Genomic DNA, 13,773 nt, shown 5'->3' with positions numbered 1-13,773 from the left:
AGGAGAGTGTTATGAGTGAGATATCCCGGCAAGAGTTTCAGCGTCGCCGTCAGGCCCTGGTGGAGCAAATGCAACCCGGCAGCGCCGCGCTGATTTTTGCTGCACCAGAAGTAACACGTAGCGCCGACAGCGAATACCCCTATCGTCAGAACAGTGACTTCTGGTACTTCACCGGCTTTAACGAACCGGAAGCGGTGCTGGTGCTGATTAAAAGCGATGACACTCATAACCACAGCGTTCTGTTTAACCGCGTTCGCGACCTGACGGCGGAGATCTGGTTTGGCCGTCGCTTAGGCCAGGATGCCGCGCCAGAGAAACTGGGCGTTGACCGCGCACTGGCATTCAGCGAAATCAATCAGCAACTTTATCAACTACTTAACGGCCTGGATGTGGTTTACCATGCCCAGGGCGAATATGCATATGCTGATGAAATCGTGAACAGTGCGCTGGAAAAACTGCGTAAAGGTTCGCGGCAAAATCTCACCGCACCGGCAACGATGATCGACTGGCGTCCTGTTGTTCATGAAATGCGCCTGTTCAAATCGCCAGAAGAGATTGCCGTACTCCGCCGCGCGGGAGAAATCACCGCCATGGCACATACACGGGCGATGGAAAAATGCCGTCCGGGAATGTTCGAGTACCATCTGGAAGGCGAAATTCACCACGAATTTAACCGCCACGGTGCGCGCTATCCTTCCTATAACACCATTGTAGGCAGCGGTGAAAACGGCTGCATTCTGCACTACACCGAAAACGAGAGTGAACTGCGCGACGGTGACCTGGTGTTGATTGACGCGGGTTGTGAATACAAAGGTTACGCGGGCGATATTACCCGCACCTTCCCGGTCAACGGCAAATTCACCCAGGCCCAGCGTGAAATCTACGACATTGTGCTGGAGTCTCTCGAAACCAGCCTGCACCTGTATCGTCCGGGAACTTCCATTCTGGAAGTCACTGGTGAAGTGGTGCGCATCATGGTTAGCGGCCTGGTAAAACTCGGCATCCTGAAAGGTAATGTTGATGAACTGATCGCTCAGAACGCCCATCGTCCTTTCTTTATGCATGGCCTTAGCCACTGGTTAGGACTGGATGTCCATGACGTTGGCGTTTATGGTCAGGATCGCTCGCGCATTCTGGAACCGGGGATGGTACTGACCGTAGAGCCTGGTCTGTATATCGCGCCGGATGCGGATGTGCCAGAACAATATCGCGGTATCGGCATTCGTATTGAAGACGACATTGTGATTACCGAAACCGGCAACGAAAACCTCACCGCCAGCGTGGTGAAAAAGCCGGAAGAAATCGAAGCGTTGATGGCTGCTGCGAGAAAGCAATGAGCGTAATCATCGTCGGTGGCGGCATGGCGGGCGCGACGCTGGCGCTGGCTATTTCCCGGTTAAGTCACGGGGCGCTGCCGGTACATTTGATTGAAGCGACTGCGCCAGAGTCACATGCTCATCCGGGCTTTGATGGACGAGCGATAGCGCTGGCGGCGGGTACCTGTCAGCAACTGGCGCGCATCGGCGTCTGGCAATCTCTGGCTGATTGCGCAACCGCCATCACTACCGTGCATGTCAGCGATCGTGGTCATGCTGGATTCGTCACCCTCGCCGCAGAAGATTACCAACTGGCGGCGCTGGGGCAGGTTGTCGAATTGCATAATGTCGGGCAACGGCTGTTTGCATTGCTGCGAAAAGCACCTGGCGTAATGCTGCATTGCCCCGATCGCGTAGCTAACGTTGCCCGTACTCAGAGTCATGTTGAAGTGACGCTGGAGAGCGGCGAGATGCTGACGGGCCGCGTGCTGATAGCCGCTGATGGCACCCATTCAGCGTTAGCCACCGCGTGCGGCGTTGATTGGCAGCAGGAGCCTTACGAACAACTGGCAGTGATTGCCAACGTTGCTACTTCTGTTGCGCACGAAGGCCGCGCTTTTGAACGCTTCACGCAACATGGCCCGCTGGCGATGTTGCCGATGTCTGACGGACGCTGTTCGCTGGTCTGGTGTCATCCACTGGAACGGCGCGAAGAGGTGCTGTCGTGGAGCGACGAGAAGTTTTGCCGTGAACTCCAGTCTGCCTTTGGCTGGCGACTGGGGCAAATTACCCACGCCGGTAAACGCAGTGCTTATCCGCTGGCATTAACCCGCGCCGCCAGACCGATTACCCATCGCACTGTGCTGGTGGGCAATGCGGCGCAAACTCTGCACCCGATTGCCGGGCAAGGGTTTAACCTCGGTATGCGAGATGTCATGAGCCTTGCGGAAACCCTGACTCAGGCGCATGAGCGCGGAGAAGACATCGGTGATTACGGCATATTGTGCCGCTATCAGCAGCGTCGACAGAGCGATCGCGAAGCAACCATCGGCGTCACGGACAGCCTGGTACATCTTTTTGCCAACCGTTGGGCACCGCTGGTTGTCGGGCGCAACATCGGACTGATGACGATGGAATTATTCACCCCGGCACGCGATGTGCTGGCGCAGCGCACCCTCGGTTGGGTGGCGCGTTGAAGGCGGTTTTAAGGAATAAACAATGCAAAGTGTTGATGTAGCCATTGTTGGCGGCGGCATGGTGGGGCTGGCGGTTGCCTGCGGCTTACAGGGGAGCGGCTTACGCGTTGCCGTACTGGAGCAGCGCGTACCGGAACCTCTGGCGGTAGATGCACTACCACAACTGCGCGTTTCGGCTATCAATGCCGCCAGCGAAAAATTACTCACCCGTCTTGGCGTCTGGCAGGACATTCTCGCTCGTAGGGCCAGTTGTTATCACGGCATGGAAGTGTGGGACAAAGACAGTTTTGGTCACATCTCGTTTGACGATCAAAGCATGGGCTATAGCCATCTTGGGCACATCGTTGAAAACTCAGTGATTCACTACGCGCTGTGGAACAAAGCGCAGCAGTCGTCAGATATTACTCTGTTGGCCCCCACAGAATTACAGCAGGTCGCCTGGGGAGAAAATGAAACCTTCCTGACGCTGAAAGATGGCAGCATGTTAACGGCGCGTCTGGTGATTGGCGCGGACGGTGCTAATTCCTGGTTGCGCAACAAAGCAGATATTCCGCTGACTTTCTGGGATTATCAGCATCACGCGCTGGTAGCGACCATTCGCACGGAAGAACCGCATGATGCGGTGGCGCGGCAGGTTTTCCATGGCGAAGGCATTCTGGCCTTTTTACCGCTTAGCGATCCGCATCTTTGCTCGATTGTCTGGTCACTGTCGCCAGAGGAAGCGCAGCGGATGCAGCAGGCAAGTGAAGACGAATTTAATCGCGCGTTAAATATCGCTTTTGATAATCGCCTTGGCTTATGCAAGGTTGAGAGCGCGCGTCAGGTGTTCCCGCTGACGGGGCGTTATGCGCGCCAGTTTGCCGCACACCGTCTGGCGCTGGTGGGCGACGCCGCGCATACCATTCACCCACTGGCGGGGCAGGGCGTTAATCTCGGATTTATGGACGCCGCAGAGCTGATTGCTGAACTGAAACGGTTGCATCGTCAGGGTAAAGACATCGGGCAGTACATTTACCTGCGCCGCTATGAACGTAGCCGCAAGCACAGCGCGGCGCTGATGCTGGCTGGTATGCAGGGTTTTCGCGATCTCTTTTCCGGCGCTAATCCGGCGAAAAAACTGCTGCGTGATATTGGTTTGAAACTGGCCGACACGCTTCCTGGCGTTAAGCCGCAACTTATCCGCCAGGCAATGGGATTAAACGATTTGCCTGAATGGCTGCGTTAAAAATTTCTCCTCTGTTGTTTATTTGATACCCATCACACTTTCATCTCCCGGTTTTTTCGCCGGGAGATTTTCCTCATTTGAAATAAACTAATTTCACCTCCGTTTTCGCATTATATTTTCTAATACCATGATTTTTTGATTTAGTGTTTTTTGACATTTTTTTAGCTCTTAATATTGTCTTATTCAAATTGACTTTCTCATCACATCATCTTTGTATAGAAATTGGTGTATTTTTTGGTTTTTTATTCTGTCGCGATTTTTGCATTTTTTAACCATAAGCTAATGTGATGATCAATTTTACCTTATGGTTAACAGTCTGTTTCGGTGGTAAGTTCAGGCAAAAGAGAACGATTGCGTTGGGGACCGGGAGTGGCTCCGATGCTGGGTTTTGTGGTGATAATTTCACCATGAAAAAGTTGTCAGCCCCGCTTATTCAATGAGGACAAGATGGCACAACAGACTCCTTTGTACGAACAACACACGCTTTGCGGCGCTCGCATGGTGGATTTCCACGGCTGGATGATGCCGCTGCATTACGGTTCGCAAATCGACGAACATCATGCGGTACGTACCGATGCCGGAATGTTTGATGTGTCGCATATGACCATCGTCGATCTCCGCGGCAGCCGCACCCGGGAGTTTCTGCGTTATCTGCTGGCGAACGATGTGGCGAAGCTCACCAAAAGCGGCAAAGCCCTTTACTCGGGGATGTTGAATGCCTCTGGCGGTGTGATAGATGATCTCATCGTCTACTACTTTACTGAAGATTTCTTCCGCCTCGTTGTTAACTCCGCCACCCGCGAAAAAGACCTCTCCTGGATTACCCAACACGCTGAACCTTTCGGCATCGAAATTACCGTTCGTGATGACCTTTCCATGATTGCCGTGCAAGGGCCGAATGCTCAGGCAAAAGCTGCCACACTGTTTAATGATGCTCAGCGTCAGGCGGTGGAAGGGATGAAACCGTTCTTTGGCGTGCAGGTGGGCGATCTGTTTATTGCCACCACTGGTTATACCGGTGAAGCGGGCTATGAAATTGCGCTGCCCAATGAAAAAGCGGCCGATTTCTGGCGTGCGCTGGTGGAAGCGGGCGTTAAGCCCTGCGGTCTGGGGGCGCGTGACACGCTGCGTCTGGAAGCGGGCATGAATCTTTATGGTCAGGAGATGGACGAAACTATTTCTCCTTTAGCCGCCAACATGGGCTGGACTATCGCCTGGGAACCGACAGATCGTGACTTTATCGGTCGTGAAGCCCTGGAAGTGCAGCGTGAGCATGGTACAGAAAAACTGGTTGGTCTGGTGATGACCGAAAAAGGCGTGCTGCGTAATGAACTGCCGGTACGCTTTACCGATGCGCAGGGCAACCAGCATGAAGGCATTATCACCAGCGGTACTTTCTCCCCGACGCTGGGTTACAGCATTGCGCTGGCGCGCGTGCCGGAAGGTATTGGCGAAACGGCGATTGTGCAAATTCGCAACCGTGAAATGCCGGTTAAAGTGACAAAACCTGTTTTTGTGCGTAACGGCAAAGCCGTCGCGTGATTTACTTTTTTGGAGATTGATTGATGAGCAACGTACCAGCAGAACTGAAATACAGCAAAGAACACGAATGGCTGCGTAAAGAAGCCGACGGCACTTACACCGTTGGTATTACCGAACATGCTCAGGAGCTGTTAGGCGATATGGTGTTTGTTGACCTGCCGGAAGTGGGCGCAACGGTTAGCGCGGGCGATGACTGCGCGGTTGCCGAATCGGTAAAAGCGGCGTCAGACATTTATGCGCCAGTAAGCGGTGAAATCGTGGCGGTAAACGACGCACTGAGCGATTCCCCGGAACTGGTGAACAGCGAACCGTATGCAGGCGGCTGGATCTTTAAAATCAAAGCCAGCGATGAAAGCGAACTGGAATCACTGCTGGATGCGACCGCATACGAAGCATTGTTAGAAGATGAGTAACGGCTTTATTCCTCTTCTGCGGGAGAGGATCAGGGTGAGGAAAATTTATGCCTCACCCTCACTCTCTTCGTAAGGAGAGAGGTTCACAATTCACTGCACGTTTCAGGAACCATCGCTCATGACACAGACGTTAAGCCAGCTTGAAAACAGCGGCGCTTTTATTGAACGCCATATCGGACCGGACGCCGCGCAACAGCAAGAAATGCTGAATGCCGTTGGTGCACAATCGTTAAACGCGCTGACCGGCCAGATTGTGCCGAAAGATATTCAGCTTGCGACACCACCGCAGGTTGGCGCACCGGCGACCGAATACGCCGCACTGGCAGAACTCAAGGCTATTGCCAGTCGCAATAAACGCTTCACGTCTTACATCGGCATGGGTTACACCGCCGTGCAGCTACCGCCGGTTATCCTGCGTAACATGCTGGAAAATCCGGGCTGGTATACCGCGTACACTCCGTATCAGCCTGAAGTCTCCCAGGGCCGCCTTGAAGCACTGCTCAACTTCCAGCAGGTAACGCTGGATTTGACTGGACTGGATATGGCCTCTGCTTCTCTTCTGGACGAGGCCACCGCTGCCGCCGAAGCAATGGCGATGGCGAAACGCGTCAGCAAACTGAAAAATGCCAACCGCTTCTTCGTGGCTTCCAATGTGCATCCGCAAACGCTGGATGTGGTCCGTACTCGTGCTGAAACCTTTGGTTTTGAAGTGATTGTCGATGACGCGCAAAAAGTGCTCGACCATCAGGACGTCTTCGGCGTGCTGTTACAGCAGGTAGGCACTACCGGTGAAATTCACGACTACACTGCGCTTATTAGCGAACTGAAATCACGCAAAATTGTGGTCAGCGTTGCCGCCGATATTATGGCGCTGGTGCTGTTAACTGCGCCGGGTAAACAGGGCGCGGATATTGTTTTTGGTTCGGCGCAACGCTTCGGCGTGCCGATGGGCTACGGTGGCCCACACGCGGCATTCTTTGCGGCGAAAGATGAATACAAACGCTCAATGCCGGGCCGTATTATCGGTGTATCGAAAGATGCAGCTGGCAATACCGCGCTGCGCATGGCGATGCAGACTCGCGAGCAACATATTCGTCGTGAGAAAGCGAACTCCAACATTTGTACTTCCCAGGTACTGCTGGCAAACATCGCCAGCCTGTATGCTGTTTATCACGGCCCGGTTGGCCTGAAACGTATCGCTAACCGCATTCACCGTCTGACCGATATTCTGGCGGCGGGCCTGCAACAAAAAGGTCTGAAACTGCGCCATGCGCACTATTTCGACACCTTGTGTGTGGAAGTGGCCGACAAAGCGGGCGTACTGACGCGTGCCGAAGCGGCTGAAATCAACCTGCGTAGCGATATCCTGAACGCCGTGGGGATCACCCTTGATGAAACCACCACGCGTGAAAACGTAATGCAGCTTTTCAGTGTGCTGCTGGGCGATAACCACGGGCTGGAGATCGACACGCTGGACAAAGACGTGGCTCACGACAGCCGCTCTATCCAGCCTGCGATGCTGCGCGACGACGAAATCCTCACCCATCCGGTGTTTAATCGCTATCACAGCGAAACCGAAATGATGCGCTATATGCACTCGCTGGAGCGTAAAGATCTGGCGCTGAATCAGGCGATGATCCCGCTGGGTTCCTGCACCATGAAACTGAACGCCGCCGCCGAGATGATCCCAATCACTTGGACGGAATTTGCCGAACTGCACCCGTTTTGCCCGCCGGAACAGGCTGAAGGTTATCAGCAGATGATTGCGCAGCTGGCTGACTGGCTGGTGAAACTGACCGGTTACGACGCCGTTTGTATGCAGCCGAACTCCGGCGCACAGGGCGAATACGCGGGCCTGCTGGCGATTCGTCATTATCATGAAAGCCGCAACGAAGGGCATCGCGATATCTGCCTGATCCCGGCTTCTGCGCACGGAACTAACCCCGCTTCTGCACATATGGCAGGAATGCAGGTGGTGGTTGTGGCGTGTGATAAAAACGGCAACATCGATCTGACTGATCTGCGCGCGAAAGCGGAACAGGCGGGCGATAACCTCTCCTGTATCATGGTGACTTATCCTTCTACCCACGGCGTGTATGAAGAAACGATCCGTGAAGTGTGTGAAGTCGTGCATCAGTTCGGCGGTCAGGTTTACCTTGATGGCGCGAACATGAACGCCCAGGTTGGCATCACCTCGCCGGGCTTTATTGGCGCGGACGTTTCGCACCTCAACCTGCATAAAACTTTCTGCATTCCGCACGGCGGTGGTGGTCCGGGTATGGGACCGATCGGTGTGAAAGCGCATCTGGCACCGTTTGTACCGGGTCATAGCGTGGTGCAAATCGAAGGCATGTTAACCCGTCAGGGCGCAGTTTCTGCGGCACCGTTCGGTAGCGCCTCTATCCTGCCAATCAGCTGGATGTACATCCGCATGATGGGCGCAGAAGGGCTGAAAAAAGCAAGCCAGGTGGCAATCCTCAACGCCAACTATATTGCCAGCCGCCTGCAGGATGCCTTCCCGGTGCTGTATACCGGTCGCGACGGTCGCGTGGCGCACGAATGTATTCTCGATATTCGCCCGCTGAAAGAAGAAACCGGCATCAGCGAGCTGGACATTGCCAAGCGCCTGATCGACTACGGTTTCCACGCGCCGACGATGTCGTTCCCGGTGGCGGGTACGCTGATGGTTGAACCGACTGAATCTGAAAGCAAAGTGGAACTGGATCGCTTTATCGACGCGATGCTGGCTATCCGCGCAGAAATTGACCAGGTGAAAGCCGGTGTCTGGCCGCTGGAAGATAACCCGCTGGTGAACGCGCCGCACATTCAGAGCGAACTGGTCGCCGAGTGGGCGCATCCGTACAGCCGTGAAGTTGCGGTATTCCCGGCAGGCGTGGCAGACAAATACTGGCCGACGGTGAAACGTCTGGATGATGTTTACGGCGACCGTAACCTGTTCTGCTCCTGCGTACCGATTAGCGAATACCAGTAATTCACTGATTCGAGTATTTTCTAAAGGCGCTTCGGCGCCTTTTTAGTCAGATGACAAAGTACAAAAGTGCTCAGACAGTCCCCTCGCCCCTTTGGGGAGAGGGTTAGGGTGAGGGGAACAGGCCGGCACTGGCGCGAATATTTACCCTCACCCCGACCCTCTCCCTGAAAGGGCGAGGGGGAAAAGCGTGCCAACATTGAAGATTGAGCCAGTTTGTTAGCAATCTCAAAGATACGTCAACGAATTAATTTTTCTCGGAAAAACAAATGGCTATAGCACTTGTGACCGGTGGCAGTCGCGGCATCGGGCGGGCAACTGCATTACTGTTGGCGCAAGAAGGGTATACGGTGGCGGTTAATTATCAGCAAAACCTCCACGCGGCGCAGGAAGTGATGAACTTAATAATGCAAGCCGGTGGCAAAGCATTCGTGCTCCAGGCGGATATCAGCGACGAAAACCAGGTCGTTGCGATGTTTACAGCAATCGATCAGCACGATGAACCGCTAGCAGCGCTGGTCAATAACGCCGGGATCTTGTTTACCCAGTGCACCGTTGAAAACCTTACCGCAGAGCGAATCAACCGAGTACTTTCCACCAACGTGACGGGATATTTTCTCTGCTGCCGCGAGGCGGTAAAACGCATGGCGCTTAAAAATGGTGGCAGTGGCGGCGCTATCGTCAATGTCTCTTCGGTGGCCTCACGGTTGGGTTCGCCAGGGGAATATGTTGATTACGCGGCATCGAAAGGGGCGATTGATTCGTTAACCACCGGACTATCGCTGGAAGTCGCCGCGCAGGGGATCCGCGTTAACTGCGTGCGGCCAGGGTTTATTTATACCGAAATGCACGCCAGCGGCGGCGAGCCTGGACGCGTCGATCGCGTTAAGTCGAACATCCCCATGCAGCGTGGTGGACAGGCAGAAGAGGTCGCGCAGGCCATTGTCTGGCTACTAAGTGATAAAGCCTCTTACGTCACGGGAAGTTTTATCGATTTGGCGGGCGGGAAATAAAACAGGGAAGTTGTCTGACCGGATGCAACAAGTATTGCATCCGGTACTTCATCGACTTAAAGCTTCTCGCCGTTGCTGGCAATCACCTCTTTGTACCAGTTAAAGCTCTTCTTACGTGAACGCGACATATCGCCAGTACCGTCGTCATGTTTATTCACATAGATAAAGCCGTAGCGTTTGCTGTACTGCCCGGTAGTGAATGACACGCAGTCGATGCAGCCCCACGGTGTGTAGCCCATCAGATCCACACCATCGTAAGTCACTGCTTTTTTCATCTCTTCAATATGGGCGCGCAGGTAGTCAATGCGGTAGTCGTCGTTGATGCTGCCATCTTCTTCCACTTTGTCGTAAGCGCCAAAACCGTTTTCGACAATAAACAGCGGCCTCTGATAACGCTCATACAGTTCGCAAAGGGCATAGCGCAGACCTACTGGATCAATCTGCCAGCCCCAGTCAGACGCTTTAACATACGGGTTCGGTACGCTGCCTTCAAAACCAGAGATCGCATCGCCGGTGCCGCCTTCGGCCTTCACTGCGTTGGTCATGTAATAGCTGAAACCAAGATAATCGCAGGTGCCTTCGCGCAGTACATCGAGATCGCCGTCTTCCATTTTGATATTAAATCCGCGACGTTCCCACTCGTTCAATACATAGGACGGGTAATAGCCGCATAGCTGCACATCGGTAAAGACGTAGCGTTCGCGCATCGACTCCTGAGCGAACATCACATCGTCCGGGTTACATGAGTAGGGATAGAGCGGCACCATCGCCAGCATACAGCCGACTTTCATCTCCGGGTTAATGCGACGCGCGGCTTTCACTGCCAGGGCGCTGGCGACAAACTGGTGATGCAGCACCTGGTACATCGTCTCTTCCGGGTTGTCATGCTCGGTATACACCACGCCGGAGCAGCAGTAACCAAACAGCGGCGCACGCCAGTTACGCTGGTTGTTTATTTCGTTGAAGGTCATCCAGTATTTGACTTTATGCTTGTAGCGTTCGAATACCACTTCCGCGAAACGGACAAAGAAATCAACGAATTTACGGTTGGTCCAGCTACCGTATTGCTGCACCAGATGCAGCGGCATTTCAAAGTGGGAGAGGGTTATCACCGGTTCGATGTTGTATTTCAGCAGTTCATCGAACAGAGAGTCGTAAAACTTCAGCCCTTCTTCGTTTGGCTGAGCTTCATCACCTTTTGGAAAAATACGCGTCCAGGCGATGGAAGTCCGAAAACATTTGAAGCCCATTTCGGCAAATAGCTTGATGTCTTCCTTGTAGTGACCATAAAAATCAACGGCTTCATGGTTTGGATAGTATTTTCCTGGCAAGACTTCTTTGGTGATTTCGCGCGGCACGCCGTGTGCGCCACAGGTCAGAACGTCACAAATGCTCGGTCCTTTGCCGCCTTTGTTCCAGCCGCCTTCGACCTGATGAGCGGCAACGGCGCCACCCCATAAGAAATCTTTCGGTAAGGTGAGTTTTTTCACTATCATAGGCTCCAGATCAGTCAATTCTTACAGGAAATAGTACCATGCAGCCAAACGACATCACTTTTTTCAACGTTTCCAGGATGACATTCTGGCTGGGCGTAAAACCATCACCATCCGCGACGAGTCTGAATCGCACTTCAAAACGGGTGATGTGCTTCGTGTCGGACGTTTTGAAGATGACGGTTATTTTTGCACGATTGAAGTCACCGCAACCTCAACCGTAACGCTGGATACACTGACGGAAAAACATGCAGAGCAGGAAAATATGACCCTGCCTGAACTGAAAAAGGTCATTGCTGACATCTATCCCGGTCAGACACAATTTTATATGATTGAATTTAAATGTCTTTAAATTGAACTCACGCCTGTTAGTTGAAATTTCGCATTTAATTTCATGATTTTTAGGAGATTAGTCTCAAATCAGAATTTATTTTAGCTAACAGGTGTTCACTGGAACTATTCTCAGTTACGCTGGAGAGGTATACATGTGCGTGTACGTTTCTCTGGAGTAAGTTATGGTTCAGAAGCCCCTCATTAAGCAGGGATATTCGCTGGCAGAGGAAATTGCCAACAGCGTCAGTCACGGCATTGGGCTGGTGTTTGGTATCGTTGGGCTGGTGTTGCTACTGGTTCAGGCGGTGGATCTCAATGCCAGCGCCACAGCGATAACCAGTTACAGCCTCTATGGCGGCAGTATGATCCTGCTGTTCCTCGCTTCGACGCTCTATCACGCCATTCCTCATCAACGGGCAAAAATGTGGCTGAAGAAATTTGACCATTGCGCTATTTACCTGTTGATTGCCGGAACCTACACGCCGTTTTTGCTGGTGGGGCTGGATTCTCCGTTAGCGCGCGGGTTGATGATTGTTATCTGGAGCCTAGCATTGCTGGGGATTCTGTTCAAACTGACCATCGCGCACCGATTCAAAATTTTATCTCTGGTGACTTATCTGGCGATGGGCTGGCTGTCGCTGGTGGTAATTTATGAAATGGCAGTTAAGCTCGCGGCGGGCAGCGTTACCTTACTGGCGGTAGGCGGCGTGGTTTATTCGCTCGGGGTGATTTTCTACGTCTGCAAACGCATTCCATACAACCATGCCATCTGGCACGGCTTCGTGCTCGGCGGTAGTGTGTGCCACTTTCTGGCGATCTATTTGTATATTGGGCAGGCGTAATGGGTATGCCTTTGTAGGCCTGATAAGACGCGTCAGCGTCGCATCAGGCATCGGAGCGCAACCGCCGGATGCGGCGTGAACGCCTTATCCGATCTACGGGCCTCGTCCCTGTTGTGATAAAGGCATCAAATCCCAGACATGATAAGACGCGTCAGCGTCGCATCAGGCGATAAATGCCTGATGCGATACAGAGATTTACTCTTCGAGCGAATACGGCAGCGGCTCGATATGCAGTGTATTCGCATCGTCGCGTACGCGGAAGATGCTGTCCGGTTCCATATCGTTATTCATGACGACCTGTACCACGACCTGACCATCTTCCAGTTTTACCGCAGCCAGCACCGTACCGGTACGACGCCAGTTCTCGCCCATTTTCAGCTCTAAGTCTTCACCAGCTTCCGGCAGTCGGCTGGCACTACCTGCCAGCAACCAGAGCGCGCGTTTGTTGGCACCACGGAATTTTGCTCGCGCCACCATCTCTTGTCCGGTATAACAGCCTTTCTTAAAGCTGATACCGCCCAGCGCCTGGAGATTGGTCGCCTGTGGGATAAACTGCCCGCTGTTGGCGGCATCAATCACCGGGAAACCAGCTTCAATGTTTAATGCCAGCCACTGTTGGCTATTGTTCAGTTCCGCTTCACCGCGCAGTTTATCGGTCAGCATATTAGCAGTAGCTTCATCGGTTACGATCAGGAAACGTTCTGCCGGGTGTTCAAACCATAGCAAAGTGGTCGCGCCTTCTTTGACTACCTGTTTTTCTTTCGAAGGCAGTTCGCTAAAGAGATTTGCCAGCGCGGCGCGCGCCTGAAAACCGGCAACACCAAGCAGCACACGCTCGTCGTCTGGCGCGATGGTCACTTTAGAGAATACCGCATATTTTTTCAGTTCAGTCAGCTGCGGTTCACGCACGCTGCGCCGTTCAATCCATGCAAAGCCATCGCCGTCGCGGAACAGACGTAAATTGCTCCACATTTTACCTTTGGCGTCGCAATGGGCGGCGAGCAGGTGCTGATCTTCTGCCATCTGGCTGACATCTGCTGTCACCTGACCCTGCATATATTTTTCGCTGTCCGCGCCAGTAATGGTGGCAAGCGCCCAGTCATCAAGCGTCATCAGCGTCAGCGGTAAACGGGCAGAAGCCGTAGGCTGACGTGGAGGAAAAGGTGTAAAAGCCATAATAGAGTCCTGAGTTGCTTAACGGCGTATTAATGACTAATGGTAAAAGAGCTATGAGGCAATGCAAGTGCTTTCACTACGCGATCTGTGCCTTCTGCGAGGCGACTGCCAAAAAAATGAAGCCCTTGAATTGTTGTGAATTAATTTCGCGATCGCGATGGTGTTTACTGATATTCCCGTAAAAGAAGTCGAAAAACACGTTACAATAGCCGGGTACTGGATTTTCGTGAGACAG

10 protein-coding genes, 1 pseudogene and 1 other annotated feature are annotated in these 13,773 nt (G+C 53.1%); of the genes and pseudogenes, 9 read left to right on the top strand and 2 right to left on the bottom strand.

Annotated features, from left to right (window positions below; all coding sequences use genetic code 11):
* The first annotated feature begins 11 nt into the window (after positions 1–11).
* From pepP to ygfF, 7 genes are all read left to right on the top strand, one after another.
* Positions 12–1,337: a proline aminopeptidase P II gene (gene pepP, locus SF2894; protein ID NP_708671.1), complete on the top strand. Its 1,326-nt coding sequence runs from the start codon at positions 12–14 to the stop codon at positions 1,335–1,337.
* On the top strand, positions 1,334–2,512 hold the full coding sequence (gene ubiH, locus SF2893; protein NP_708670.1) for a 2-octaprenyl-6-methoxyphenyl hydroxylase: 1,179 nt from the start codon (positions 1,334–1,336) through the stop codon (positions 2,510–2,512). Before pepP ends, ubiH begins: the two co-directional genes overlap by 4 nt.
* Before the next feature lie 22 nt (positions 2,513–2,534).
* Positions 2,535–3,737, top strand: a complete 1,203-nt coding sequence (gene visC / locus SF2892) for a 2-octaprenylphenol hydroxylase (RefSeq protein NP_708669.1) — start codon at positions 2,535–2,537, stop codon at positions 3,735–3,737.
* Positions 3,738–4,184: 447 nt separating this feature from the next.
* Complete coding sequence (gene gcvT / locus SF2891) at positions 4,185–5,279, top strand: glycine cleavage system aminomethyltransferase T (RefSeq protein ID NP_708668.1); 1,095 nt, start codon at positions 4,185–4,187, stop codon at positions 5,277–5,279.
* Positions 5,280–5,302: 23 nt separating this feature from the next.
* On the top strand, positions 5,303–5,692 hold the full coding sequence (gcvH, locus tag SF2890; RefSeq protein ID NP_708667.2) for a glycine cleavage system protein H: 390 nt from the start codon (positions 5,303–5,305) through the stop codon (positions 5,690–5,692).
* A 118-nt stretch (positions 5,693–5,810) separates the two neighbouring features.
* Positions 5,811–8,684 carry a glycine dehydrogenase gene (gene gcvP, locus SF2889; RefSeq protein NP_708666.1) on the top strand — a complete coding sequence of 958 codons (2,874 nt, stop codon included), beginning with the start codon at positions 5,811–5,813 and terminating at the stop codon, positions 8,682–8,684.
* A gap of 266 nt (positions 8,685–8,950) precedes the next feature.
* Positions 8,951–9,694, top strand: coding sequence for an NAD(P)-binding oxidoreductase (gene ygfF / locus SF2888; protein ID NP_708665.2), 744 nt, complete (start codon positions 8,951–8,953; stop codon positions 9,692–9,694).
* A 56-nt stretch (positions 9,695–9,750) separates the two neighbouring features.
* Here the strand turns inward: ygfF and bglA are convergent, their stop codons facing one another.
* Positions 9,751–11,184, bottom strand: coding sequence for a 6-phospho-beta-glucosidase (bglA, locus tag SF2887; protein NP_708664.2), 1,434 nt, complete (start codon positions 11,182–11,184; stop codon positions 9,751–9,753).
* Positions 11,185–11,228: 44 nt separating this feature from the next.
* Positions 11,229–11,539, top strand: a sequence feature (Similar to Escherichia coli K12 conserved hypothetical protein gi: 1789267 (104 aa). BLAST with identity of 98% in 103 aa. This CDS ontains frameshift. The sequence has been checked and is believed to be correct.).
* On the opposite strand from bglA, the pseudogene yqfB reads away from it, so the two are divergent.
* A pseudogene (gene yqfB, locus SF2886) lies at positions 11,229–11,539 on the top strand. It overlaps the preceding feature by 311 nt.
* A gap of 163 nt (positions 11,540–11,702) precedes the next feature.
* Positions 11,703–12,362 (top strand): hemolysin, encoded by a 660-nt coding sequence (locus tag SF2885; RefSeq protein ID NP_708663.1) that lies wholly within the window; start codon positions 11,703–11,705, stop codon positions 12,360–12,362.
* Positions 12,363–12,557: 195 nt separating this feature from the next.
* Here the strand turns inward: SF2885 and ygfZ are convergent, their stop codons facing one another.
* Complete coding sequence (gene ygfZ, locus SF2884) at positions 12,558–13,538, bottom strand: global regulator (RefSeq protein ID NP_708662.1); 981 nt, start codon at positions 13,536–13,538, stop codon at positions 12,558–12,560.
* Between the last annotated feature and the right edge of the window lie 235 nt (positions 13,539–13,773).

This window comes from Shigella flexneri 2a str. 301 (genome assembly GCF_000006925.2).
Taxonomy (GTDB): Bacteria; Pseudomonadota; Gammaproteobacteria; order Enterobacterales; family Enterobacteriaceae; genus ECMA0423.
The sequence above is the reverse complement of the archived record's forward strand: the minus strand, read 5'-3'. Positions and strand labels throughout refer to the sequence as shown.